Source organism: Pantoea rwandensis (assembly GCF_000759475.1).
In the GTDB taxonomy this organism is placed as follows: Bacteria; Pseudomonadota; Gammaproteobacteria; order Enterobacterales; family Enterobacteriaceae; genus Pantoea; species Pantoea rwandensis_B.
In genome coordinates, this window is record NZ_CP009454.1 from 3,074,677 (window position 1) to 3,101,187 (window position 26,511).

The window sequence follows — 26,511 nt, forward strand, 5'->3', positions numbered from 1 at the left end:
AACATGTCGAACAAACCCTTCTATTATCAGAATCCCTTTCCTCTCGCCAAAGATGATACCGAATACTATCTGCTGAGCCGCGATTACGTCTCAGTAGCCAACTTCGATGGCGAAGAGGTGCTGAAAGTCGATCCTAAAGCCCTGACGCTGCTGGCGAAGCAGGCATTCCATGATGCTTCATTCATGCTGCGCGCCTCGCATCAGGCGCAGGTTGCCGCGATTCTGGCGGATGACGAAGCCAGCAAGAACGACAAATATGTTGCCCTGCAGTTCCTGCGTAACTCGGAAATCGCCGCCAAAGGCGTGTTGCCGACCTGCCAGGACACCGGCACAGCAATCATCATGGGCAAAAAAGGCCAGCGCGTCTGGACTGGCGGTGGCGACGAAGCCGCACTGTCACAAGGCGTCTATAACACCTTTATCGAAGACAACCTGCGTTACTCACAGAACGCGGCGCTGGATATGTACAAAGAGGTCAATACTGGCACTAACCTGCCGGCACAGATCGACCTCTACAGCGTGGATGGCGACGAGTACAAATTCCTGTGCATCGCCAAAGGCGGCGGTTCTGCCAACAAGACTTACCTGTATCAGGAAACCAAAGCGCTGATCACCCCGGCCAAGCTGAAGAATTATCTGGTCGATAAGATGATGTCGCTCGGCACCGCAGCCTGTCCGCCGTACCATATCGCGTTTGTGATTGGCGGCACCTCAGCAGAAAGCACGCTGAAAACCGTGAAGCTGGCATCAACCCACTACTACGATTCGCTGCCGACCGAAGGTAACGAACACGGTCAGGCGTTCCGTGACGTCGCGCTGGAGCAGGAGCTGCTGAAAGCCTCACAAGAGTTGGGCCTTGGCGCACAGTTCGGCGGTAAATACTTCGCCCACGATATTCGCGTGGTGCGTCTGCCACGTCATGGCGCGTCCTGCCCCGTCGGCATGGGTGTGTCCTGCTCGGCTGACCGTAATATCAAAGCCAAAATCAACCGTGAAGGCATCTGGATCGAGAAACTGGAAGATAACCCAGGCCGCTATATCCCGGAAGAACTGCGTCAGCAGGGCGAAGGCGAAGTGGTGAATGTCGATCTTAACCGCCCGATGAGTGACATTCTGGCGCAGCTGTCATCCTATCCCGTGGCGACCCGCCTTTCGCTGAACGGCACCATTATCGTGGCGCGTGATATTGCCCACGCCAAGCTGAAAGAGCGCATCGACAACGGCGAAGGTCTGCCGCAGTACATCAAAGATCATCCGGTGTATTACGCAGGCCCGGCGAAAACCCCGGAAGGTTATGCCTCTGGTTCACTTGGCCCAACCACCGCGGGTCGTATGGACTCTTACGTTGATCTGCTGCAGGAAAACGGCGGCAGCATGGTGATGCTGGCAAAAGGCAACCGCAGCAAACAGGTGACCGATGCCTGTCATAAACACGGCGGCTTCTACCTCGGCAGCATCGGCGGTCCGGCAGCGGTGCTGGCGCAGCAGAGTATTAAGAGTCTGGAGTGTGTGGAGTACGCGGAACTGGGAATGGAAGCCATCTGGAAGATTGAAGTCGAGAACTTCCCGGCGTTTATCCTGGTGGATGACAAAGGCAACGACTTCTTCCAGCAGATCCACAATCAGTGTTCTGCCTGTGTGAAGTAAGGCTTTAAGCCGTGCTAAAACAAAAAATCCGCGGCTTAAGGGCTGCGGATTTTTTTATGGGGTGAGCACTACGCGGCGCTTACATCGCACCGATTTGTACGTCCAGCAGCATATCGGCATCATCATCGTTTTGACCAATCACGTAAATCGCCTGACGGCCCGGCAGATTCACCGTGATGATGTGCTGATCGTCGGCATCCAGCACTTCATCATGCTGCTGCTGAAATTTATGCAGTGTGTTCATGTTATCTCCTTAAAATGGCGCACTATCTTAGATTCCCTACTGTTTAATATCGTCAAGACACGGCTTAAATGTAGCGGAATTGTCTGTATTCGTGATGCAGGCACTCTGTCATGACGAAATGACCGTCAGATTAAAGAATTCACACAAATTTTTGACAGTGAATCAGGCAGCGGTTTGACCCGCTGCCAGTTGGCTTAAAAGAAGCCCAGCGGTTGCGTGCTGTAGCTCACCAGCAGGTTTTTGGTTTGCTGGTAGTGATCGAGCATCATTTTATGGGTTTCACGGCCAATCCCGGATTTTTTGTAGCCGCCAAACGCGGCATGAGCCGGATAGAGGTGATAACAGTTGGTCCAGACACGGCCCGCTTTAATCGCTCGTCCCATGCGATACGCACGGTTGATATCACGGGTCCAGACGCCAGCACCCAGCCCATAAATCGAGTCATTAGCGATGGCGAGGGCTTCTGCCTCATCTTTGAAGGTCAGCACACCGACCACCGGCCCGAAGATCTCCTCCTGGAAGACGCGCATGCTGTTGTCGCCTTTCAGCAGCGTGGGCTGGATGTAGTAGCCGCTATCAAAAGCTTCACCGATTTTCTCCACGCCACCACCGTGCAGCACCTGAGCGCCCTCTTGCTGGGCGATTTCCAGATAAGAGAGGATTTTATCGAACTGCTGCTGCGACGCCTGCGCGCCAATCATGGTTTCGGTATCCAGCGGATCGCCGCGTTTGATAGTTTTGATACGTTTCATAACGGCTGCCATAAACGGCTCATAGATCGACTCCTGTACCAGCGCACGCGACGGACAGGTACAAACTTCCCCCTGATTCAGGAAGCCAAGCACCACGCCTTCTGCTGCTTTCTCGATAAAGCTCTCTTCCGCATCCATGATGTCTTCAAAGAAGATGTTCGGTGATTTACCGCCCAGCTCAACGGTAGACGGAATCAGGCTTTTCGCCGCCAGTTCGAGAATATGCCCGCCAGTGGCGGTAGATCCGGTAAAGGCGATCTTGGCGATACCCGGATGTGACGCCAGCGCTTCACCGGCTTCTTTACCGTAACCGTGCACCACGTTAATGACCCCCGGTGGCACCAGGTCTTTAATCACTTCCATAAACAGGGTGATCGACAAAGGCGTTTGCTCAGCCGGTTTTAACACCACGCAGTTACCCGCACCCAGCGCAGGGGCCAGTTTCCACGCCGCCATTAACAGCGGGAAGTTCCACGGGATGATTTGCCCGACCACGCCCAGCGGTTCATGGAAGTGGTAAGCGGCGGTGAATTCGTCGATTTCCGCTGCGGTGCCTTCCTGTGCGCGCACGCAGCCCGCGAAGTAGCGGAAGTGGTCTACCGCCAGCGGCAGATCGGCAGCCAGGGTTTCACGCACCGGCTTGCCGTTATCCCAGGTTTCGTTGACTGCGATATATTCCAGTTTCTCTTCCAGTCGATCGGCGATTTTCAGCAACACCAGCGAACGTGCCTGCGGGGAAGTTTTGCCCCAGGCATCCGCAGCGGCCTGTGCTGCCGCGACTGCGTTATCGACATCGGCCTTGTCCGAGCGCGGGAACTCGCCGATGGTGGAACCGTTAATCGGGGTCGTGTTGACGAAGTAATGACCGTTCACCGGCGCAACGAATTCGCCGTTGATAAAGTTGCCATAACGCGATTGCAGAATGATGAGAGAACCTTGTTCTCCCGGAGCAGCGTAACGCATGGTGTTTCTCCTTGCGGGACAGAGTGGCGAATAACAACTATGAAACTTGTTATTAACATTGATCGATCAATGTCAGCCTGTCAGATCGCAGAGCGGGAAACTGTGACCGCACCGAAGGAAAATTCCGGGATTGTTGATTTGAGATTTAGCACAGGCGCTAAGCCAGGATTGCTACTAAAGAAAAAGCCTCTGTCACAACAGTTTTCGGTCGCCATAAATGGCAATCCTTCGACTATCGTGCAGGATTTTTAGTCGCCAGAAATGCCAACCCTACGAACATCGTGCAGGATTTTCAGTCGCCAGAAATGGCAATCCTTCGAACATCGTGCAGGATTTTCAGTCGCCAGAAATGCCAACCCTACGAACATCGCGCAGGGTTTTCGGTCGCCATAAATGGCAACCCTACCATCCTCATGCACGATTTTCGTAGGGAGCACATTTATGCACATTAGAAATACGCGTAAACCTCCCGCTTCGTTGCGGAAAATTCCGAGTTTTGCCGCATATGCAGCGAAAAGCGAAACAAACGCAATGAATTTGGTCAATATGAAACAGGATACTCATCAGGAGAAAGAGATGTTGGCTTCAGCCCTGACGTTAATGCGCGCCAAAGCGAACTTTGTTCAGCAATTTATTCGAAATCCGCGCAAGATGGGCAGCATCACGCCCTCCTCTGCTGCGCTGTGCCGCACCATGTGCGATGCCGCCAGCTGGGATCACAGCCTGCGTATCGCCGAACTGGGTGCCGGAGACGGGGTGTTAACCCGGCATATTCTGGACAGAATGTCGCCGCAAGCGCAGTTGGATGTGTTTGAGATCAGCCCGGATTTAGTCGAGAGCTTGCGCGAATGGACCGATCCGCGCATGCAGGTACGTGCCTGCTCGGCCGAATACCTGTCTGGCGAATACGATGTGATCTTTTCCGGCCTGCCGCTGCTGTCGCTACCGCCGGAAACGCGTGAAGCGATTCTGAGTGCCGTCCACGATGTGCTGGGCCCGCGCGGTGTATTTATCCAGTTTCAATACACCTCATTGACCCAACCTACTCTGTCACGCTACTTCACCTGGCAGCGCCAGCGGGTGCTGAAAAATATGCCGCCCGCCTGGGTTTATCGCTGCACTCGGCATTACGCGCCCTGAGCCTGCACGCGAGGCTGCGGCCGCGTTTGCAACCAGAAACGACGCAACAACTCGCGTGACCAATCCTCACCTGCGACCTGCGCACCATCATCACACACGCCCGCCGGTAAACAGGCGGTCATGATGTCGCGGGTAAACTCCGGGTGGAACTGTACCGACAGCGCCTGAGGGGAATAGCGTAAAATCTGGCAACCATCCAGCTCAGATTGCGCCAGTACCACGGCGTGCTGCGGGGGACTAATCACCGACTGGCGATGCGAAAGCCATGCCTGAAACTCGCCGGGCAGCGTTGCCAGCCACGGATCGCGCTGCGCCTGCTGCGTCAGGGTTTTCAATCCACGTTCCCATCCGTTCGGGTTATCGCCCACTTTTCCGCCCAACGCATACGCCATCAGCTGATGGCCGTAACAGACGCCCAGCAGTGGCAGCTCGGCTTCCATGGCACCACGGATCCATGCGGCCGTGCGCTCGCTCCAGTCGGCGTGGTCGGTGACCATTGCCCAGGAGCCGCTGAGAATGGCGCCGCTGACGCGATCAAACGCCGGCAGCTCTTCGCCAAGATGCGGGCGAACAATCACATAGTCATCAGGCTGCAGTTGCAGCGCATCAATAAACCAGACGGGTTGTTCACCAATTTGCGCCACAACCTGCGGTGGCGGCACTTCGAGTTGAATCAGAGCAAGGGGTAACGCGCGGGTGTGTGTCATTCCGAATTCATTCCTTAACGGAGTCAGCTTTCGGACATCCACTTTGACAGGAAATCAGTGACCTGTCTTATTTTTTTCCTGCATAAGCTCATACCTTGATGAAAAAAATTTTTGCACAATGTCACAGAAATGCACGGCTTCGTGCCATGATTAGCCGGTGATACCCCCTTTCATGTGAAGGATGACATTGTGGCAGTGCGGCATTTCTTTTTGGTTCTGATGGTGGTTTCCATCTGGGCTTTCAACAACGTGGCGGTGAAGTGGGGATTGCTGGAACTTCCGCCGCTATTCCTTACCTGGATGCGTTTCGTGGTGGTGGCGATTGTGCTGGTGCCGTTCTGCCGCATCACGCGTGAACAGCTGCCGTGGCTGCTCACCCTCGCCTTCACCTTTGGCTTTATGCATTTCTCGCTGCTGTTTGTCGGCATGCGCTACACCGATGCCGGAACCGGCGCGATTGTGGTGCAGCTCGGTACACCGATTGCCATGCTGCTGGCGATGCTGGTGCTGAAAGAGAAACTGCGCCTGGTGCAGTTATTCGGCATCGCGGTCTCGTTAAGTGGTGTGGCGGTGCTGTCCGGCAGCCCAACCATTCCTGCGTGGTGGGTGTTATGTATTTTGCTGTGCAGTGCCTTTGGCTGGGCCATCAGCAATATGATCGTGAAGAAATCGCCGCCGATAAAACCGTTGACGCTCACCGGCTGGATCTCATTTCTTGCCGTGCCGATTGTCGGTGCCGCTTCCTGGCTTACCGAATCGCACCAGTTTTATGCCTTAAGCCACGCGGGCTGGCGCGGCTGGTTTGGTATTCTTTACAGCGCGCTGGCTTCATCGATCGTGGCTTATACCTTGTGGTATTGGTTACTGAAAAAGTACAACGTCAACTTAATCATGCCCTACTCACTGCTCACGCCTGTGCTGGCCGTTTTGATGGGCGTAATTGTGCTGGGCGACAGCATGAACAGCTTCAAGATCCTCGGCGCGTCTCTGGTGGTGCTCGGCACGGCCATTGCGGTGATCAACCTGCGTAATCTGCGCATGCACGCGCGTTTTCCGCGTTTACGCCGCCGTTAGATCCCCTCTGCTATGCTTGAGTCTCGCGCGTTTTCCGGAGACTCAATATGGATACTCAATCTGCTGCCGCATTATGGCAGCAACTGTGGCAAGGATTGCGTGGCGCGGAACCCCTTCCCGCGCTTAGCTTTCTCCAGCCCGATACCTTTTCCTCTGCGTTTGCCGTCAGTGAACTGGCCGCCACCAGCATTGGGCTCGCAAGCCAGGCAGTGAGCGACTTGCTCGGGCAATCGGCCCCGGTTAGCGTCAATGTGCGGCTCGCCTCTCGCTGGTTTCAGCACAGCCTCACGCCGTTAAATCGTCCTCCTGCCGCACTTTGGGACCCTTTTGCTGGCGACTATGCCACCACCGATGGCTGGATCCGTCTGCACACCAACGCCCCGCATCATCGTGCGGCCATGGAGCAGGTGCTGGGTCAACAAGCCGATCGCGCCGCTTTAGCGCAACAGGTTTCACAGTGGCAAGCGGCTGCGCTGGAGCAGGCTGTGATTGAGGCAGGCGGTTGTGCCGCGCAAATGCGCAGTGAGCAACAGTGGCTACAGCATCCACAAGGCGTGGCCGTCAGCAGTGAAGCACTGATCGCCCAACAGGCCACGGGGGATGCGCCCACGCCTGGCTGGCAACTGCCGCTTGCCCGTCCACTGCTGGGCGTACGCGTGCTGGATCTGACACGCATTATCGCCGGGCCGGTGGCCACGCGTTTTCTCGCCAGCCTTGGCGCGCAGGTTTTACGTATCGATCCTTACGGCTGGGAAGAGCCAACACTGGAAGAGGAGATCACCTGCGGCAAACGCTGCGCACGACTCGATCTCAAATCCAGAGCGGGCGTTGGGCAGCTGCGCGATCTGATCAAACACGCTGATGTGCTGGTGCATGGCTATCGCGCGGATGCGCTGGAAAAGCTGGGGCTGGATGCAGAATCACGCCGCAAACTGTCGCCCGGATTGGTGGATGTCAGTCTCAATGCGTGGGGCTGGAGCGGCCCGTGGCGCAATCGGCGCGGCTTTGACAGCCTGGTGCAGATGGGATGCGGCATCGCTGAACAGGGCATGATCTGGCGTGGTAACGTCCAACCGACACCGCTGCCAGTGCAGGCACTCGATCACGCCACCGGCTATATGATGGCCGCCGCCGTACTGGAAGGGATGAGACAGCGTCGGGAAAATCACGTTGGCTGGCAGGCACGCTTATCGCTGGCGCGCACCGCAAGGCTATTGCAGCAGTTTGGCGCGTCCCCGCCACCGCCGCAGCATGGCATTGCGGCACAGCACGGTGATGCCCTGCCGACAGTAGAGATTAACGCATGGGGGATTGCCGAAAGATTGCGTGCCGCTGCGTATCTGCCCGGCACGCCGATGATCTGCGCCACGCCGGGCGTTAAGCTCGGCAGCAGCGTAGCCAGCTGGTAATCAGGCTTCTTCGCTGTCGTCTTCATTCAGCTCGTCGTACATCGCCTGAATGGCTTCACGGCTCAACGCGGCCAGCGTGCGGTAAAACGCAGTGGTCGCGTGGGCTTCGACTTTGCCCAGGAACGCGCCGCACCAAGGCAGTAAATAGTCGTCGAACAGCGCGAGCTGCGCGGCAGACTCATCTTCCGCGGACTGATCTTCCAGCCACGAGGCCGCCAGCAGCAGCACGCCAAAATGATCGGCAGGCGCATCGCTTAACGGCATACCACGTGAGGCGAGGAAGGCACGGACATCCGCTTCCTGCGGACCGTTTGGCCACTGTGAGGCGTAAGGCGGTACGCTGCATTCGCTGCCGACGAACAGCGCGTTGTAATCCGCCGCCAGGGCCTGCGGATCGCTATTCTGCTGCAGACGTGTTAACAGTTCATCCTGCTCCAGCGGCCACTGAGCCTTCAGTTTGCCTTCACGCAGCATGGTGAAGAGCGGCACCAGCAATGGATCTTGTGGCTGGCGGTTGAACAGCGAGCCGATGACGCGGCAGAGAATGGAAAACTCATTCATGCAACAGAATTCCTTGAGGCTAAAAGTTAAAAGTCCGCAAATTCAGCAATGTGCTTACCGGTTCGCTGTTCGAGGAAGTCGAGCAGGCGGCGCGGCGTGACATTTAACACGCGATCCTCGGGAAAATCCACTTCACGCGTAATGCGGATGCAGTGTTCGAAATGACCGAGGGTAAACGCGGTGTGTGAATCCGACCCAAACGCCAGACGTCCGCCTGCATCACGCACCGCTTCGGCGATAGCGCGACAGTTTGGTTCACTGCCCGGACGAGAATGGGTAAATGAGGAGTTGTTGATCTCCAGCGCCACATCGTAATGCGCGGCCGCTTCGGCAATCGCGCGAATATCTACCGGGAATTTCGGGTTGCCAGGATGCGAAATAATGTGCACCAGCCCACCCGCCATGGCAGCAATCATCGCTTCCGTGTGATGCGCCTTATCACGCGGTGCATACACCGGCTCATGGAAACCCGCCACAATCAGATCCAGCGCATCCAGCATCGGGCCACTGCAGTCAATTTCACCCTGCTGATTTTTGATGTTGGCTTCAATACCACGCAACACGCCTACGCCATCAATCACGCGTGGCCAGATGCGCATGTTTACGAAGTGCCAGTAATGCGGCGCATCCGCCATATCCGGGCCGTGATCGGTGATGGCAAACAGCTTCAGGCCATTCTGCTTCGCCTGCACCACATAGTCATGCAGCGTGCTGTAAGCGTGGGTACTGGCAACGGTGTGCATATGCAAATCGACGGGATACATCCTCTTCTCCTGACTCAATGTGAATTAATAACCGCGCTGGCGATCGACTAAACCACCCGGTTGATCCCCCTGCTCCAGAGCAAGTATGGCACCGGCAATGAAATCCATCGCCTCGCCGGGCAACGTAATCGCCGCAGTATGTGGCGTCAATGTGACATGGGGATGAGACCAGAGCGGGTGATACGCTGGCAGCGGCTCAGTCTGGAACACGTCCAGCGCCGCACCCGCCAGTTGACCGCTGTTCAATGCGGCCAGCAGATCGGCTTCCACCACGTGCGCGCCGCGCGCCAGATTGAGGAAAAAGGCACCCTGCGGTAACACGCGCAGAAACTTTTCATCGATCAGGTTGGTGGTTTCCGGCGTGGTGGGCAACAGGTCGATCAGCACCTGAGTGCCATCGAGAAACGCATCCAGCTGATCGCGACCGTGGAAGGTTTGCACGCCATCAATCTGCTTAGCCGAGCGGCTCCAGCAACGCAGCGGGAAGCCCCACTGACGTAAGCTTTCAAGCACGCTACTGCCCAGCACTCCCGCACCGAGCACGCCGATGGTGAAGTCGGCGCGATCCGCTGTGTCGAGTGGTTGCCAGTGCGCCTGTTGCTGCTGCTGACGGTAGTCGGCAAAGCGGCGGAACCAGCCCAGCACGCACCAGTTCGCATACTCCTGCATCTGACGCGCCATACCGGTATCTTCGAGGCGGAACAGCGGCACGTCATCGGCAAGCATTTCAGGATGGGCGCGCAGTTGCTTAAGAATTTCGTCGACGCCCGCGCCCATGGCAAACACGCCTTTTAACGGACGGCCAGCCAGCATCTCGATGGGCGGTGAACGCACGATGGCATAATCCGCCGGAGCCGTGTCGCCCGGCTGCCAGTAGCGCACGTTGGCTTGCGGTAAACGCTGACGTAGTCCCGCAAGCCAGCGATCGGGGGCTTGCGACGGGTGATACCAGATAATCTCCATACTGCTCTCCTTTTTTCCTTCAGCCTCAGGCAAATAGCAATGAAGGGCAAGTAAAAACCTCAGTGTTAATGCAATTTCTTGCGTGATTAATTCCCGCGGCTTCACATTTCCATGGCTTGAGGCGGCTAAGCGGCGCGTTAGCGACTAAAGTTGTTCGGGTGGTCAATGTGTTAGCACACCACCTTTTCGGACAAGGAGAAAAACCGATGATAAAAAATGTCAAATTCACGCCCGCGCCACTGACGTTGTTACTGAGCGCGGCGCTGCTGGCCGGCGCCTCTGTTGCGCAGGCGGAAGATACCAGCCGAATGCTAAGCAGCCAGCCCCAGCCGCCCGATATCCGCCTTGGGCCTCTGTTTAATGCGGTACAGCAGGCAAAATTTTATCCGGATCAGAAAACCTTTGCCGATGCGGTTCCGAAGTACAATCCTTCTTCGATACTGGCGGACTGGCAGATGCAAAAGAGCCAGCGCAACTTCGACCTCAAGCATTTCGTGGACGCTAATTTCACCCAGCCTAAAGAGCAGGACAAATACGTGCCACCTGCCGGACAAAGCCTGCGTGAACATATCAACGGCCTGTGGCCGGTGCTGACACGATCAACACCGACCGCCAGCCCGTATGATTCCCTGTTGCCGCTACCGAAACCCTATGTGGTCCCCGGCGGCCGTTTCCGCGAAGTTTATTACTGGGACAGCTACTTCACCATGCTGGGCCTCGCCGAGAGCGGGCACTGGGATCGCGTGCAGGATATGGTGGATAACTTCGCCACCGAACTGGATAAATACGGCCACATCCCGAACGGCAATCGCAGCTATTATCTCAGCCGTTCACAGCCACCGTTCTTTAGCCTGATGGTGGATCTGCTGGCGACGCACAAAGGTGATGATGTTTACCGCCAGTATCTGCCGCAGTTGCAGAAAGAGTATGACTACTGGATGGCGGACAGCGATAAAGTCGCGGCCGGAGAAGCCAGCAAGCGCGTGATTAAACTGGGTGACGGCACGCTGCTTAACCGTTACTGGGATGACCGCGACGCTCCTCGCACCGAGTCCTGGCTCGACGATGTGAATACCGCCAACAAAGCGCCAGATCGCAATAAACAGCAGGTGTATCGCGATCTGCGTGCCGGTGCGGCCTCCGGTTGGGATTTCAGCTCTCGCTGGTTTACCGATGCCCACAATCTGGCCTCGATCCGTACCACCCAGCTGGCACCGGTCGATCTTAACAGCCTGATGTTCCATCTGGAGCAGGTGTTGTCCAAAGCCTCGAAGCTGGCACAGCAGGATGACAAAGCCAAACAGTTCGCGGCCGATGCTGAAAAACGTCAGGCGGCGATTAATCGTTATCTGTGGGATGAGAAGCAAGGCTGGTACGCCGACTATGACTGGCAGAAAAAACACATTCATCCGCAGTTAACCGCCGCTACCCTGTTCCCGCTGTATATGCAGGTGGCGAGTGAAAAACAGGCGGACCGCACCGCCAAAGCGGTTGAGAAACAGCTGTTGAAACCGGGAGGTTTGGTGACGACGACCGTTAATAATGGTCAGCAATGGGATGCACCAAATGGCTGGGCGCCGCTGCAATGGGTGGCGGTGGAAGGTCTGGAACATTACAAGCAACCGAAGCTGGCGCAGGAAATTGGTCAGCGCTTCCTGCAGAACGTGCAGGCCACTTACAACAAAGAGCACAAGCTGGTTGAAAAGTATGTGGTGGAAGGCGCGCAACTGGGCGGCGGTGGCGGCGGTGAATATCCGTTGCAGGACGGCTTCGGCTGGACCAATGGCGTGACGCTCAAACTACTGGATAAATACTGCCCGAAAGATAACACCTGTAATAACGCGAGCGATATCCCGAATATGCCCGTGCTGAGTGCGGGGAAATAACCCTCTTACTCTTTTAAATAAAACCGCTGCTACTGCTTTGTTTGTCAAACGGTAGCAGCGCAATCGGTTCGCGCTGTCAAAGCCAAGGGGCTTAATACCATCCCCTCAGGCATGCGATGTCACCACTTAACGCAGTGAAGTCATCACCTCAGGTTTCCACACCCTCACGCACCGCGACAGATTGTATGACTGAATCTTGAAACCATTACTCACTTAAATCCGTGCTCGCTACGCCACCCTTCCTGTTCATGTCCACACAATCTCTTTAACTCAAATTAACAACTTGAAACACACCTCACTAAAAGATAATAATTCTCACTCTTAATTTTAATCGCATTCTCAATTTTCGGCAGTGCCGGTTCAGTGCTGCTTTTTACCTGCTTCCTGTTAAAGGATTTTCGATGACGCTTTTTACCCTCAATCGTAGCCGCGTGCTGTGCGCACTAGCTCTGGCCCTTCCCGCCGCAACCTTCGCGGAAGAGTCCATCGTGGTCACTGCGCAACCGCAAGAGAGCGCCAGCTCACCGACGCAAGGCTATCTCGCCACCCGCAGCAGCGGCAGCAGTAAAACCGATCAGCCGCTGATCACCACGCCGCAGTCCATCTCGGTGGTAACACGCCAGCAGATGGAAGATCAGGGTGCGCAGGATCTCAATCAGGTACTGAACTATACGCCGGGCGTATTCACCAACTTCGGCGGCGCCGCCACCCGTTATGACACCATCGCGCTACGTGGTTTCCATGGCGGCGATGTCGACAACACCTTCCTGGATGGCTTGCGCATCATGAGTGATGGCGGCAGCTTCAACATCTTGCAGGTGGATAACTGGTTCCTCGACCGCGTTGATGTGATCAAAGGCCCCTCTTCCGCACTATACGGCCAGACCGTGCCGGGCGGGTTAGTCAATCAGGTGAGCAAGCGGCCGCAGTTTGCTGAAGAGGGCCATTTCCGCCTGTCGACCGGCACCAACGCCACCAACAGCGCCGCCTTTGACTACACCAATGCGATTAACGATCAGTGGGCCTTCCGTCTCACCGGCATCACGCGTAACAGCGACACGCAATACGATCACACCCGTGAAGAAAAGTATGCGATTTCGCCACAGCTGCTGTGGCAACCCAGCGAAGACACCAGTCTGGTGCTGCGTGCCTATCTGCAAAAAGATCCATCCGGCGGTTATCACGGTTCCGTACCGGCTGAAGGCACGCTTTACAGCCACAACGGCCGCAAGCTGAGTGACAGTTTCTATGAGGGCGACAGCGCACTGGATCAGTTCAAACGCCACGAACAGATTTACAGCTATGACTTCTCGCACCGCTTCAATGAAGTGTGGTCTGTTTACTCCACCGCCAGCTATAGCCACTCTAATGTCGATCTCGATCAGGTGTATCAGATTGGCTGGGACGCCACCAATCCTGATTTGCTGACGCGCTACTACTCCGGTGAACGTTCTTCGCTTAGCGCATGGGCCAACGACAACCGTCTGCAGGCTGATTTCGCCACTGGTGCTGTGCAGCATCGTGTGATTTTGGGTGCGGAGTACCATCGTTACAAGAACGACTTGAGCAATGCCGGCGGATATGCCAGTTCGTTGAATCCATGGACCGGTGAAGCCGTTGGCGCGATGCCAGATTACAGCTGGGCCGAATCGACTCGCCGCTACTATCAAACCGGACTCTATTTACAGGATGAGTTACAGCTGGATCGCTGGCATCTGGATCTCTCTGGCCGCTACGATCGCATCGTCTCCAATAATGGCACCAGTCGTCGCCAGGATGACCACGTCAGCGGCCGTGCTGCGCTGCTGTATGCGTTCGACAGCGGCATCTCACCTTACGTCAGCTGGAGCCAGGCGATTACCCCGGCTTCTTTGACCGACCCAGACGGCAATCAGCTGAAGCCAACCACTTCCGAGCAGTATGAAGCCGGTGTGAAATACCAGCCTGTGGGCACACGCGATATGTACTCCATCGCGCTGTACGATTTGACGCAAAACGATGTGGCGAACCGTAACGTGGTGGACAGCACCTACAGCCCTTCCGGCAAAGTGCATTCGCAGGGCATTGAGCTGGAAGCACGTAATCAACTGACGCCGCGACTCAGCACCATTGCCGGTTACACGCTGAACCATCTGCGTTTCAAAGATTCCGTTGACGGAAATGATGGCCATACGCCTTACGTCACGCCGAACAGCATGGCGTCATTCTGGGGTCACTATCAGTTTGATTACGGGCTGAGCGCCGGTGCGGGTGTGCGTTATATCGGTAAGCAGTGGGCTGATAATGAAAACACCACACGTTTGCCGTCAGTGACGCTGTTTGATGCATCCGTACGGGCCGATCTCGGTGCATGGGATTCACAGTTGAAAGGGGCATGGCTGCAGGTGAATGCCAATAACCTGACCGACAAAAAGTATCTCGCCGCCTGTTATGGCACCGGATACTGCTATCGCGGTGCGGAGCGGACCATTACCGCCACCGTGGGTTACGATTTCTAACCGCCATAAAAAAATCCGCATCCCGTTGGGGATGCGGATTTCATAAAATCAGAGTGCGCTACTAGGTTCGAACTTTACGATAGATCCACAGCACCACGATGGCACCAATTACCGCCACCACGAAGCTGCCAAAGTTGAAACCGTCAACTTTGCCGAAGCCAAACAGGGTACTGATCCAGCCGCCAACCACCGCGCCGACGATCCCTAGTACCACAGTGATGATGAATCCGCCGCCATCTTTACCTGGCATGATCCATTTAGCGATGATCCCGGCAATCAAACCAAAAATAATCCATGAAAGAATACCCATTTACTGCTCCTTACGTTATGAATCAAGGTGTTCACTGCGATTAGTATAGTCGGATATTTTTAATCTGCTTGAGGAACATCACAGTAAATAGAGAGTTAGCAGGCTAAAGCTTTTTGTTAAAACGTCGATAACAGTTCGATAGCCGTGTCACCCGTGATAATAACAATCGGATAAGTGGAGCAGGATGTGAAAGACGCCGATAACGAACAATATCTCAAACGAGGCACCCTTGCTGTTTTAAACGTAATGAAGGATTTGTTGCGTTTCCAGACCCCTTTAATGGTCAGTTTTTCGCGCGGTCAGTTTATCAGCCGCATGCTGGATGCGGATGAGGATCGCGTGATCTTCGATCTCGGCAGCAATGCGCTGGATAACGATTTAGCGCTGCAAGGCGGCGAAGTGAATATCGCGGCAGAAACCCAGGGTGCCAAAGTGGAATTTGGCTTAATTGAACTGGAACGCACCGAGTTTGAGGGCTTACCGGCTTTCGCTGCCCCGCTGCCTCAACTGCTGTGGCAGATTCAGCGTCGTGAGTTTTTCCGGGTTTCAGCTCCGATGGAACCGGTGTTTTACTGCCATACGCAGTGGCCGGATGGTAGCAAAGCGCGTTTTCGTTTACAGGATCTCTCTCTCGGTGGCGCGGGCGTATTGCTGGATGACAGCTTGCCTGAAGGCCTGAATCGGGGTGATACCTTTAAGAACCTGCGTGTGGAATTGGGCGAATACGGTCATTTTGAGGTCACCGCACAGCTGCTGCATATTGGCGAGCGCAGCACCGTCACCAGCAAGAATGAAACCCGCACAACCCCCCGTCTTAGCTTCCGCTTTACCGCCATTGAGCCGGTGCAGGAACGCCAGCTACAGCAGGTGATCTTTGCGCTGGAGCGTCTGGCGCGCGACAAAGCCAATCGCTTCCAGTAATTGAGTAACATGCGGGGATCAGAGTGAATCCCGCAGATTTCTCTTCGACATGATTTATCACGCCTGGGCAAGCGCGGTGTGACTCGCCCTCGTGCGATACGTTGTCTTTGAGACGATAAAGATTAATGGTGCGGTTGATAGCGACAACGCGCCACCGCTTCCAGCCAGCCGCGATAATTCTCCTGCATAATGGTCGCGCGATCGCTGCGCGGCTCAATCACGCTGCCACCCTGCAACGCCTGCATATCACTGCCCTGCTGCCACCAGCCTAATGAGCGCCCCGCCAGCAGCGCGGCACCAAGGGCGGAGACTTCAGCGGTGGGGGCACGTTTCAGCGGCCGCTGCAACACGTCTGCCTGTAACTGCATCAGCCAACTGTTTTCGGTGGCCGTGCCATCGACACAGAGCGCGGGCAACTGCATACCACTGGCCTGCTCCATCGCGAAGAACACATCGGCAATCTGGAAGGTGATCGATTCCAGCGCCACGCGCGCCAGCACCTCTGGCGTGGCTGCATCGGTAAGGCCACATACCATGCCGCGCGCCTTCAAATCCCACCAGGGCGCGCCCAGGCCTGACAAGGCAGGCACGAAATAGATGCCCTGATTATGCTCGCTGCGCTGCGCCATTGCCGTCAGTTCACGCGGATCGCTAATGCCCAGCATGCGTCCCAGCCAGGCCGCGCCTGAACCGGTATGGGTGATGTTGCCTTCAAAGGCAAATCGCAGCGTGCCATCGTGCCACGCCACCGTGGTACTGAGGCCGTTTTCGGTCAGCAAAGGTGTGGCCATTGACATCATCAGCGATGAACCAGTGCCGTAAGTGGCTTTCACCACCTCTTCACCCGCACTGCGTTGTGCCTGCAGTGCCGCATGGGAATCGCCAATGCGCGACAAAATGGGCGTACCCGCTTTCAGTCCGGCGATGTCCTGTACCGTGACAACACCCTGCGCACTGGCGGAGGGCACAATATGTGGCAGCGCCGCGCGCGGGATATGGAACAGCGTCAGCAGTTCCTCATCCCAGTCACCGCTGTGCAAATTGTAGAGTTGGGTGCGGGCCGCATTCGCGTGATCGGTAATAAAACTTTCGCCGCCGCTGAGTTGCCAGCTGAGCCAGCTATCTACCGTGCCAATGCAGAGTTCACCGGCCTGCGCACGCGCCTGGCCATCCGGTATCGCCGCCAGCATCCCGGTAAGTTTGCCTGCGGGAAACATCGGATCGACCGCCAGGCCCGTTAAGCCGGTGATGCGTGGCGCTTTACCCGCCATGCGTAAATCACGACAAAACGCTTCTGAGCGACGATCCTGCCAGCTCACCAGCGGCGTCAGCGGTTGCCCGTCGCGGCGCTGCCAGATCAGCACCGACTCGCGCTGATTGCTGATCGCGACGGCGGCCACCTCTGCCCCGCCGCACTGCACCAGACAGCTTTCAATCGCCTGTTTCACCGCCTGCCAGATCGCCAGCGGATCCTGTTCGGCCAATCCGGGCTGCGGATGGGCTAGCGTCAGAGGCTGGCTGCCGCGCGCCACCACCTTGCCTGCGCGGTCCACCGCTATGGCTTTCGCGTTCGTGGTACCTTCATCAATTGCCAGTATTAATGGACCCGCCATGTTTACGCTCCTGCACACATGCGCACTGCACTCTTCACCACGCTGGCGGCGTCAATACCATGATGCGCGCGCGTGGAGGCACGGTCGCCAGCAATCGCGTATTGACCATCGGGGATGCCCAAACGTAACAGCGGAATGCCGCAGCCGCCTTCAGCCAACACTTCGGCCACCAGACTGCCGACGCCGCCGTTAACATTGTGCTCCTCTACGGTGATCACCGCCGGATAATGCTTTAACAGCTCTTGCAGCTGTTGGGTATCGCAGGGACGAATTGATGGAATGGCGATCACACCTGCGCTGATTCCCTGTGCATGCAATTGCTCAGCCGCGCTCACCGCCTCATGCACGGTGGAACCCATCGCCACCAGCACGATGTCGTTGCCTTCACGCAAGACGTCGATTTGACCGGGACGGAACTGGTAGTTTTCGTCGTGCAGCTGAGGCAGGTCCTTGCCATCCAGACGGATGTAAACCGGCCCCACATGCGCAAGGGCATAATCGATGATCTGGCGGCACTCCAGCGGGCAGGATGGCGCGTAAATCTCGATATTGCCGAAGCCACGCATCACCGCAATATCATCAATGCTGTGGTGGGTGCTGGCCAGCGGTCCGTAACTGGCACCGGCATTCAGGCCAAACAGTTTGACGTTAGTGTTGTTGTAGCAAACGTCCACTTTTACCTGCTCGTTGGCGCGGGAAATCAGGAACGGTGCGGCATTACAGGTCACCGCCACTTTACCACCGATTGCCAGACCAGCTGCTGTGCCCACCAGCGTTTGTTCCGCAATGCCGACGTTGATCAGGCGATCCGGGAACGCCTTAATGAAAGGTGATATTTTTGCCGTTGAGGTGGAATCCGCCACCACTGGCACCAGATCCACACCGCGATTGACCGCGTCAATAAAGGCTTCCACCATCACCGTGGCCAGGTGTTTTGCATTACTCATCTTTTAATTCCTCCAGTGCCAGTTCGATCTCTTCCCCTTTCGGCACACGGTGATGCCACTCTGGTTTGCCCTGAATAAAGGAGATGCCAAAGCCTTTCTCGGTATGCGCCACAATCACCTGCGGTTTGCCGTTACGTGGCAGGTTTTCAATGGTTTCCACCACGGAAGCCATGTCATTACCGTTGCACTCAGTGACCTCCAGGCCGAAGGCGCGCCATTTATCCGGCAGCGGATCGGTGTTCATGATGTCGCGCGTGTGCCCTGCCAGCTGCAGTTTGTTCTTGTCGTTGATGATCACCAGGTTATCGAGGTTGTAGTGCGCCGCCACCAGCGCAGCCTCCCAGTTACTGCCCTCGGCCAGTTCACCGTCGCCGGTTACCACGAAGATGCGGCGGTCGCTGTTGTCTTTCTTCGCCGCCAGCGCAATACCCACCGCCACCGGTAAGCCGTGCCCCAGTGCACCGGTGTTGAGTTCCACGCCCGGCGTTTTCTGCCGCACCGGATGGCCCGGCAAATGTGAATCCGAATGCTGGTAAGTGGGCAGCCACTCGGTTGGGAAATAACCCGCCTCTGCCAGCACACAGTAATAGCCGCCGACCGCATGGCCTTTCGACTGGATGTAAATGTCACGCTGCGGATCGTTGGTGCGATCCGGCGCGCAATTCAGGATGCGGAAATAGAGTGCCGTCAGGATTTCGACCTGAGAGAGATCGGCACCGGTGTGTCCACCCGCCGGACTACCGGCATTGAGCTGGATGATGCGGCGACGTACGGCGCGCGCTTTCGCTGCCAGGTCCGCCACCGAATATTTGAAAGGATTCATAGACACCTCTGCATTTTAAAGCGTTATTGAATATATATTCAAAACAGGTAAAAAAATTTACCCAGATTTTTACCCTAAATAAGCTGAGTTGCGGGAAGGCGGCCAACTCGTCAATCCCCAGGAGCCTACTCAGGTAAGTGACTGGGGTGAGCAAGTGCAACCCACGCACCTGCGGCTCAGCTTATGACGGGTAATGATTAACCTTTGGCCTCACCTTCCTGAATCAATGCCTTCTGCGCCACCACGGCGGCTTTTTGCTGCATGCGGCTTTGCATCTGATCGATGATCACCGCCACGATAATCACGATGCCTTTGATCACCATTTGCCAGAACTCACTGACGCCCATCATGATCAGGCCATCCGCCAGAAAACCGATGACAAAGGCCCCCACCAGCGTGCCGAGAATGGTGCCGCGTCCGCCAGCCAGTGAAGTACCACCGAGCACCACTGCCGCAATCGCATTCATCTCAAATGAAGTCCCGTTCGCCGGATGGCTGGCCACCAGCTGCGAAGACACCACAATGCCGGCAATCGCCGCACAGAAACCTGAAAGGGTGTAAACCCAGATTTTCACCGACTTCACTTTGACGCCGGAGAGTTCCGCCGCACGCTCGTTATCACCAATCGCATACACCTGACGGCCAAACGGCAGGCGGCGCGCCACATAGGCAATCACTAACGCCAGCACCACCATCATCCAGATCGCCCACGGTAAGCCGAGAAAATACCCCGCACCGATTTTGTCGAAACCGGTGTTACCCAGCAGCGGATTGCCCTGCAAGCCGGGGAAGGTTTCGCCGCCAGAGGTCAGCATCGCCGCCCCGCGCAGGATGTACATGGTGCCCAGCGTGCAGATAAACGGGGCCACGTTATATTTGGTGATGATCCAGCCATTCACCGCGCCAATCAGTCCGCCAACCACTAACACCACGGGCACAATCACCCAAACGCTGGGAAAGATGGCGATGCCAAACATCGGCAACACAATACCTTTGGTAATCAACCAGCCGGCAATCATGCCGCACAGGCCCAGCGTGGCGCCGATGGAGAGATCAATACCCGCAGTGATAATGACAAAGGTGATGCCGAGCGCCAGAAACGCATTGATGGCGATGTGTTTGACCATGATCACCATGCTGCCCACGGCGAGGAAATCAGGCACGCTAATAGCAAAGAAGCCGACGATGAGGAACAACGCAATAAAGGTGCGCAGTTTTAACAGCAGCAGAATCATGCCTTCACGCGAGTTGAAAACCTTACCTGGCGAAGCGAGCGCCATTGCGCCATTGTTTTTCATGCTCAGAACCCCTGTGCACTTGCTTTAACCAGCGCCGCCTCTTCCGCTTCCGCGCGCGGCAGGTCAGCTGTCAACTTGCCGCCAGACATCACAAGAATGCGATCGGCGACGGCCATAATTTCTTTTAAATCGGAGGTGGAGAACACCACGGCAATGCCCTGCTCTGACAGTTTCACCATCATGCGGAACACTTCCGCTTTGGCACCCACATCAATGCCCCGGCTGGGCTCATCCAGCAGCAGTAAACGTGGATTGGTGAGCAATGAACGGCCAATCACCACTTTCTGCTGATTGCCGCCACTCAGCGCACTGATCGCCACGTCGGGCGACGAGATTTTGATGGCCAGATTGCCTACCGTACTGTTTACCGCTTCGCGTTCAGCTTGTTCGGAGATCACGGTGCGATGCGATAATCGTCGCCATAAGCTGGCAATGGTGAGATTGCTGGCCACGGAGGAGACCGGGAAAATACCGGCCCGTTTACGATCTTCCGGCACCAGGCTCATGCCCATACGAATACGTTCGGCCGTTGGCAAGCGTGTGGGTAGCGGTTTGCTGTCCAGCCACAGTTTGCCGAGATAGTTGCGCTGGCTGCCGAGCAGGCACTCAAACAGCTCGGTGCGTCCCGCGCCCATCAGGCCATAAATGCCGACGATCTCCCCGGCGCGAACATTGAAACTGACATCGTCCACCAGCGTATTGCCATGGGCACTGACACAGGTGATGTGCTCGGCTTCCAGCACCGCCGCCCCGAATTGACGATTAGGCGGCAGAAAGTTACTCACCGGTTCGCTGCCGAGCATTTCACGCACGATCCAGGGGACATCGATTTCGCTGACCTTCGCTTCCGCCTGAAAACGTCCGTCACGCAGGATGGTAATCACATCACCTATCGCCATCAGCTCTTCCAGCCGATGTGAGATATAAATGATGGAAACCCCCTGCCGCGTCAGTTCACGGATCACGCGGAACAGAATCTCCACTTCGGTTTTGCTCAACGCCGAGGTCGGCTCATCCAGAATTAAGATGTCGGCGTTTTCTGCCAGCGCTTTGGCAATTTCCACCAATTGCTGCTGACCCACTTTCAGGTTACCGACCATCTCGTCCGGTGAAATTGGCTGGTCGAGACGTTGCAATAACGCAGCCGTACGGCGCTTCTGTTCTGCTTCGTTAATCGGGCTGATGCCGCGCTGGATTTCCCGTCCCAGAAAGATGTTCTCCGCCACGCTCAGGTTTTCAAACAGGTTGAGTTCCTGGTGCACCATGCCAATACCGTGACGGGCGGCGTCTCGCGTACTGCTCAACACCACTTTTTCGCCGTTAAGGAACATTTCGCCGCTGGTGGGCTGCTGTACCCCGGCGAGGATCTTCATCAGCGTGGATTTCCCCGCCCCGTTTTCGCCGATGATGACGTTCACTTTGCCGCGCCACACGCGATAATCGACACGATCCAGCGCCAGGGTGCCTGGAAACAACATCGACATCTGTTTGGCCTGCAGGATGATTTCATCGCTCATCATGGATTCCCCTGCTGCAACTGAATCGCCACCACGTCATCCACCTGATTCGACTCGATACTGACGGCTAACAGCGCCTGCACCGGTTTGCCGACCCAACTGGCATCCACCGGCGGTAGCTGCTGGACGGCATGGCGGTTCAACGCTTTAGTCAGCTGTGCGTATTGCACCTGATTGGTGAACTCTTCAAAGCGATAGCCCGCCGCATCACGAATTGCATTACTGCGCAGTACCGGCCCAATCAACACCTTGACCGGTTTGCCATTGATGGTGACGGTCAGGCTGCGTTCCCGCTCGTTGCTGTTATCAAAGGCGGTGACGGTTCCTCCGGCACGCACAAACACGCTTTCGCTGCCCCCTGCCTTAACGGTATGACTTTTGGTTTCCATATCCGCCCAGCTCAGCGCCTGCTTCTCAGCCGGTTGCTGCACCCGGCTGGCCCAGCTCGATTCGGCAATCTGCTGTGGCGTCTGGTTGCTGTAGCCGGGTTTGGCATTCGGATCTTTCGGCATGATGGGATTGCCGTTTGCATCGAGATCCACCACGGTGCAGGCGGTCAATATCAGCGATAAGAGCCCAACCATCACCCCGGCTGCTGCTTTTCCCTTCATGCCGACCTCCGTCTTATTTCGCCAGGTTGAAGTTTTTCAGCTTCGCGGCGTTGCTGTCGTCGATCAGCACGCAATCCATCAGCTGCTTCTCTTCTTTTTGCGCTTTGCCGTTTTTCAGGTAGTCGTCCACCTGTTCAACCGCCATTTGTGCCTGATCCCAGCCTGGCTGCAGCACCGTGGCTTTGATGTTGCCTTTATTGATGATGGAGTCACGCGTGTAGTCGCTGCCATCAAAGCCGACCACGATCACGTTGGTTTTACCGGCGGCTTTCAGCGCGGCTTCCGCACCCAGCGCCATGGTGTCATTCCCGGAAATCACCCCGACGATGTTGGGATTTTTCTGCAGAATGGTTTCCATGCGACTGAAGGCTTCGGTCTGGCTCCAGTTAGCACTCTGCTGCGCCACCATCTTCATATCGGGATAGTCATCCAGCACATCGTGATAGCCCTGTGAGCGCACGCCCGCGTTGGTATCCGACTCTTTGCCCAGCAGCTCAACGTAGTCGCCTTTGCCGTTCAGCAACTTAGCGAACTTCTCTGCGCCCAACTGCGCGCCCTGATAGTTGTTGGAGACAATCTGCGCCACGGCGACGCCGGTTTTGTTGATCTCACGGTCAATCAGGAAGGTGGGGATGCCGGCATCTTTGGCTTTTTGCACCGGGCCGACAGTAGCGTCAGCACCGGCGTTATCCAGAATGATCGCTTTGGCTTTACGCGCGATGGCGGTTTCGATCAGCTGGTTCTGTTTGTTCACGTCATCATCGTGCGAGGCCACCAGCGTGGTGTAACCGAGCGCTTTGGCTTTCTCTTGCGCGCCATCGGCTTCGGCTTTAAAGAACGGGTTATCGTGAGAAGGCGTGATAATAGCAATCAAGCCTTTCTCTGCCGCCAGCGTTGCCGCTGAGGCCAACATCAGTGAAGCCAGTAGGGTCATTTTGAGGACAGAAGCTTTCATTGATTTTTCTCCGCTTGAATATATATTCAATTGCGATTTTATATGCATAATGACTATGCGCTGGCTTCCTGAACTCGTCCATCGCGCGATCCTGAAAAAGCGAAAACGATCACAAAATGTTCTGCGTTGTTATTTATGACAGCCTGATTAACAATACCAGGCAGGTTAAGAGAGAGAAAAAACCATGGCAAAACAGGACGAACAGCGGCTGATGGTGAAAATCGCCACGCTTTATTATGTGGAAGGCATGAAGCAGTCCGACATTGCGCAGCTGCTGAAGCTGTCGCAATCCTTTGTGTCACGCATTCTCAATCGCAGCGTGAAAGAAGGCGTGGTGAAGATCAGCGTGGTGCCCCCCGCCAACGTCTTTCCCGAACTGGAGAAGGCGATTGAGCAGCAGTATCAGCTGCCACAGGTGATTGTGGTCGATGTGCCGGATCAGGCTTCCGCGCTGCAAATTAAACAGGCGATTGGATCAGCGGCGGCGCACTATCTGGAAACCCGCCTGCGCGCCGATGAACTGATCGGCATTTCATCATGGAGTGGCACCATTCGCGCGATGGTGGACGCGTTGCATCCGCTGAGTGCGCCCTGCAAAGGCGTGATCCAGTTGCTTGGCGGGGTGGGCGCAAACGGCAACGTGCAGGCCACCATCCTGACGCAGAATCTGGCGGCGCTGCTGGATTGTCCAGCCTGGTTGCTGCCGTCGCAGTCGATTGAGCATTCAGTGCAGGATCGTCAACGCTTATCAGTCAACCCAGACGTGGCCGTGGTGCTGGAAAAGTTTGATCAAGTGGATCTGGCGATTGTCGGCATTGGCGATCTTGAGCCTTCCGCGCTGCTGCGCAATTCCGGCAACTACTATGACGGCGAGATGCTGCGCACGCTGGCCGAGCGCGGTGCGGTGGGCGATATCTGTTTGCATTATTTTGATGCTGACGGAAAACCGGTGTTGAACGCCGAGGAAGATCCGGTGATTGGCATGGAGCTGGCGCAGGTTAAACAGTGCGCGCAAGTAGTGGCGCTGGCAGGCGGCAAAGAGAAAGCCCAGGCGATTCGCGGAGCGTTGCGCGGTGGATATGTGAAAGTGTTGATTGTGGATTATCCCACTGCACGATTGCTGATGGAATGAACGAATTAACAGTGTGCTTTAAGGCGCGGCCCTGACGAGCCGCGCTTCGCCAGGACGACTTAACCGATGGTTCGGTATGCTGTCGTGACCTTCCACAAATAACGTGGTGCCTGTGCCGCCGGATGTTTGTTCTGAACATGCTGGTAAAACTCGTCTGGCGACATGGAATTGATCATCGCAATCGCCCGATCGCGATTCCGTGAAAAGGTGCGCAGCAACGCACCGGCACCGTTGGCGTAAGAAACGATGGTGGCATAGCGCAGCGTCAGTGGATTTCGAATCCCGGCCAACTCAGAGTCCTGCAGCAGCTTGAGATATGCCGCGCCGATATCGATATTTCTCGCTGGATCGCGCAATTCCGAAGACGTTGGCTGACCGTGACGTCCCTGAGTGCGATACACCGCACGCCCCGCCGTTGAGGCTTTAATCTGCATCAACCCTACCGCGTTTGAACGGCTGGTAACGGTGGGATTGCCCCCGGATTCGACACTAATAATGGCGCTGATTAACTTCTCATCAACGCCATAATGACTGGCGGCATCTTCGGTAAACATTGACCATGCATCATTCACTTTCGACGGGGGTGCCTGGGTTAATGGCGTATTTTTCTCTGGCACGACCGTTTTTTCTGGCTCACTGGCACAGCCCGCGAGCAACAGCGCAGATAGCATAAGTAGTCGAATTTTCACTGATTTTTGGTTCCGCAATAGAGTTGGCGCAAGCTATCATACCTGGCGCAGCGCAATGCAAAATTACCGTTTATCCTAAATACGTAAAAAACCTTGTGCTGCCGTGACATCGGTAACGGATTTCGCCATCATCGGCAGGCCACTTTAAATCAGGATGAACGCTATGCTTTCCCCCCGATCCATTCGTCTGATCGCCCCCTCCGGCTACTGCCATAATCAGGATGCGGCCCAACGTGCAGTGAGTCGTTTACAGGCTCAGGGACATCAGTTGGACAACTTATCAGCGATGACACGCCGCTTCCAGCGTTTTGCGGGCGAGGACGGGGAACGGTTGAATGATGTGAACCAGCTGGCAACACTGAGCACGCTGCCCGATATTGTGCTGGCGGTGCGCGGTGGCTACGGTGCCTCGCGTTTGCTGGATCAGATTGATTATGTCGGTCTGCAGCGCCGGCTGCTCAATCAACCTATCGCGCTTTGTGGACACAGTGATTTCACCGCGATTCAACTGGCGTTACTGGCGCAAACCGGACTGGTGACCTTCAGCGGCCCGATGCTGGCCGGCAACTTCGGCGCAGAGGCATTATCCGAATTTACCTTGTCACACTTTTGGCAGGCGCTCTCTTCTCCTACAGTCAATATAGGCTGGCAGACCCACAGCCCGGATGCGGGACGCTGGCAAGGGACCTTGTGGGGCGGCAATCTGGCGATGATCTGCTCTCTGATCGGCACACCGTGGATGCCGCAAATTGAAAACGGCATTTTGGTGATCGAGGATGTGAATGAGCATCCTTTCCGCATAGAGCGCATGCTGATTCAACTGCAACAGAGCGGCATTCTGGCGCGCCAGCGGGCGATCATCACCGGCAGTTTTACCAGCACGTCACTGTCGGCTTATGACAATGGTTTCGATTTTGCCAGCGTATGGCAACGCATCCGCGATGAATATCAGCTACCGGTGATCAGCGAACTGGCGTTTGGCCACGATGCCGACACCGTCACGCTGCCGCTGGGCGCCAGCGCCACCTTACAGCTTGAACAGGGCGAAGCACAGCTAGCCTTCACCGGCCACCCGACATTGCGCTAA

The 26,511-nt window shown here is 56.0% G+C and carries 24 protein-coding genes; 9 read left to right on the top strand and 15 right to left on the bottom strand.

Annotation, left to right across the window (positions count from 1 at the left end):
• Positions 1–3: 3 nt before the first annotated feature.
• On the top strand, positions 4–1,647 hold the full coding sequence (gene fumA, locus LH22_RS14000; protein ID WP_038647479.1) for a class I fumarate hydratase FumA: 1,644 nt from the start codon (positions 4–6) through the stop codon (positions 1,645–1,647).
• A gap of 79 nt (positions 1,648–1,726) precedes the next feature.
• Here fumA and LH22_RS20740 read toward each other — a convergent pair whose 3' ends face one another.
• Positions 1,727–1,891 carry a hypothetical protein gene (locus LH22_RS20740; RefSeq protein WP_167540449.1) on the bottom strand — a complete coding sequence of 55 codons (165 nt, stop codon included), beginning with the start codon at positions 1,889–1,891 and terminating at the stop codon, positions 1,727–1,729.
• Between the two features lie 194 nt (positions 1,892–2,085).
• Positions 2,086–3,606, bottom strand: a complete 1,521-nt coding sequence (exaC, locus tag LH22_RS14005) for an acetaldehyde dehydrogenase ExaC (protein ID WP_038647481.1) — start codon at positions 3,604–3,606, stop codon at positions 2,086–2,088.
• Positions 3,607–4,182: 576 nt separating this feature from the next.
• Here exaC and LH22_RS14010 point away from each other — a divergent pair.
• Complete coding sequence (locus LH22_RS14010; RefSeq protein WP_038647483.1) at positions 4,183–4,746, top strand: class I SAM-dependent methyltransferase; 564 nt, start codon at positions 4,183–4,185, stop codon at positions 4,744–4,746.
• Here LH22_RS14010 and LH22_RS14015 read toward each other — a convergent pair.
• Positions 4,734–5,453, bottom strand: a complete 720-nt coding sequence (locus LH22_RS14015) for a glutamine amidotransferase (protein ID WP_038647485.1) — start codon at positions 5,451–5,453, stop codon at positions 4,734–4,736. The genes LH22_RS14010 and LH22_RS14015 overlap by 13 nt on opposite strands.
• A gap of 189 nt (positions 5,454–5,642) precedes the next feature.
• Between LH22_RS14015 and LH22_RS14020 the strand changes: the two genes are divergently transcribed.
• Positions 5,643–6,527 (top strand): DMT family transporter, encoded by an 885-nt coding sequence (locus LH22_RS14020; RefSeq protein WP_038647487.1) that lies wholly within the window; start codon positions 5,643–5,645, stop codon positions 6,525–6,527.
• 47 nt (positions 6,528–6,574) lie between these two features.
• A complete protein-coding gene (locus LH22_RS14025; protein ID WP_038647489.1) occupies positions 6,575–7,936 on the top strand; it encodes a CoA transferase in 1,362 nt (453 codons plus the stop codon).
• Here the strand turns inward: LH22_RS14025 and LH22_RS14030 are convergent, their stop codons facing one another.
• From LH22_RS14030 to ghrA, 3 genes are read right to left on the bottom strand one after another with little or no spacing between them, the layout of a single operon-like run.
• On the bottom strand, positions 7,937–8,497 hold the full coding sequence (locus tag LH22_RS14030; RefSeq protein ID WP_038647491.1) for a TorD/DmsD family molecular chaperone: 561 nt from the start codon (positions 8,495–8,497) through the stop codon (positions 7,937–7,939).
• 26 nt (positions 8,498–8,523) lie between these two features.
• Positions 8,524–9,261 carry a phosphatase gene (locus LH22_RS14035; RefSeq protein WP_034821944.1) on the bottom strand — a complete coding sequence of 246 codons (738 nt, stop codon included), beginning with the start codon at positions 9,259–9,261 and terminating at the stop codon, positions 8,524–8,526.
• Positions 9,262–9,285: 24 nt separating this feature from the next.
• On the bottom strand, positions 9,286–10,224 hold the full coding sequence (ghrA, locus tag LH22_RS14040) for a glyoxylate/hydroxypyruvate reductase GhrA (protein WP_038647493.1): 939 nt from the start codon (positions 10,222–10,224) through the stop codon (positions 9,286–9,288).
• A 206-nt stretch (positions 10,225–10,430) separates the two neighbouring features.
• Here ghrA and treA point away from each other — a divergent pair, with 206 nt between their 5' ends.
• The gene (gene treA, locus LH22_RS14045) at positions 10,431–12,110 is read left to right on the top strand and encodes an alpha,alpha-trehalase TreA (RefSeq protein WP_038647494.1); all 1,680 of its coding nucleotides are present in this window, start codon (positions 10,431–10,433) and stop codon (positions 12,108–12,110) included.
• Positions 12,111–12,511: 401 nt separating this feature from the next.
• The gene (locus LH22_RS14050; protein ID WP_038647496.1) at positions 12,512–14,608 is read left to right on the top strand and encodes a TonB-dependent siderophore receptor; all 2,097 of its coding nucleotides are present in this window, start codon (positions 12,512–12,514) and stop codon (positions 14,606–14,608) included.
• Between the two features lie 61 nt (positions 14,609–14,669).
• Here the strand turns inward: LH22_RS14050 and LH22_RS14055 are convergent, their stop codons facing one another.
• Positions 14,670–14,918: a GlsB/YeaQ/YmgE family stress response membrane protein gene (locus LH22_RS14055; protein WP_038647498.1), complete on the bottom strand. Its 249-nt coding sequence runs from the start codon at positions 14,916–14,918 to the stop codon at positions 14,670–14,672.
• A gap of 186 nt (positions 14,919–15,104) precedes the next feature.
• Between LH22_RS14055 and LH22_RS14060 the strand changes: the two genes are divergently transcribed.
• A complete protein-coding gene (locus LH22_RS14060) occupies positions 15,105–15,839 on the top strand; it encodes a flagellar brake protein (protein WP_038647501.1) in 735 nt (244 codons plus the stop codon).
• 122 nt (positions 15,840–15,961) lie between these two features.
• Here the strand turns inward: LH22_RS14060 and LH22_RS14065 are convergent, their stop codons facing one another.
• The 7 genes from LH22_RS14065 to LH22_RS14095 form a co-directional block, all read right to left on the bottom strand.
• Positions 15,962–17,452: an FGGY family carbohydrate kinase gene (locus LH22_RS14065; RefSeq protein ID WP_038647502.1), complete on the bottom strand. Its 1,491-nt coding sequence runs from the start codon at positions 17,450–17,452 to the stop codon at positions 15,962–15,964.
• A gap of 2 nt (positions 17,453–17,454) precedes the next feature.
• Positions 17,455–18,399: a transketolase family protein gene (locus LH22_RS14070; protein WP_038647503.1), complete on the bottom strand. Its 945-nt coding sequence runs from the start codon at positions 18,397–18,399 to the stop codon at positions 17,455–17,457.
• On the bottom strand, positions 18,392–19,222 hold the full coding sequence (locus LH22_RS14075; protein ID WP_034821964.1) for a transketolase: 831 nt from the start codon (positions 19,220–19,222) through the stop codon (positions 18,392–18,394). Before LH22_RS14075 ends, LH22_RS14070 begins: the two co-directional genes overlap by 8 nt.
• 197 nt (positions 19,223–19,419) lie before the next feature.
• The gene (locus LH22_RS14080) at positions 19,420–20,520 is read right to left on the bottom strand and encodes an ABC transporter permease (protein ID WP_038647505.1); all 1,101 of its coding nucleotides are present in this window, start codon (positions 20,518–20,520) and stop codon (positions 19,420–19,422) included.
• A gap of 2 nt (positions 20,521–20,522) precedes the next feature.
• Entirely contained in the window at positions 20,523–22,037 is a 1,515-nt protein-coding gene (locus tag LH22_RS14085; RefSeq protein ID WP_038650177.1) for a sugar ABC transporter ATP-binding protein, read from the bottom strand.
• Positions 22,037–22,648 (bottom strand): DUF2291 family protein, encoded by a 612-nt coding sequence (locus LH22_RS14090; protein ID WP_038647507.1) that lies wholly within the window; start codon positions 22,646–22,648, stop codon positions 22,037–22,039. Before LH22_RS14090 ends, LH22_RS14085 begins: the two co-directional genes overlap by 1 nt.
• Positions 22,649–22,661: 13 nt before the next feature.
• Positions 22,662–23,603 carry a D-ribose ABC transporter substrate-binding protein gene (locus LH22_RS14095; RefSeq protein WP_038647509.1) on the bottom strand — a complete coding sequence of 314 codons (942 nt, stop codon included), beginning with the start codon at positions 23,601–23,603 and terminating at the stop codon, positions 22,662–22,664.
• 184 nt (positions 23,604–23,787) lie between these two features.
• Here LH22_RS14095 and LH22_RS14100 point away from each other — a divergent pair, with 184 nt between their 5' ends.
• Entirely contained in the window at positions 23,788–24,735 is a 948-nt protein-coding gene (locus LH22_RS14100) for a sugar-binding transcriptional regulator (RefSeq protein WP_038647511.1), read from the top strand.
• Positions 24,736–24,794: 59 nt separating this feature from the next.
• Here LH22_RS14100 and emtA read toward each other — a convergent pair whose 3' ends face one another.
• Positions 24,795–25,424 (bottom strand): membrane-bound lytic murein transglycosylase EmtA, encoded by a 630-nt coding sequence (gene emtA, locus LH22_RS14105; RefSeq protein WP_081946738.1) that lies wholly within the window; start codon positions 25,422–25,424, stop codon positions 24,795–24,797.
• A gap of 163 nt (positions 25,425–25,587) precedes the next feature.
• On the opposite strand from emtA, the gene ldcA reads away from it, so the two are divergent.
• Positions 25,588–26,511 (top strand): muramoyltetrapeptide carboxypeptidase, encoded by a 924-nt coding sequence (gene ldcA, locus LH22_RS14110; protein ID WP_038647515.1) that lies wholly within the window; start codon positions 25,588–25,590, stop codon positions 26,509–26,511.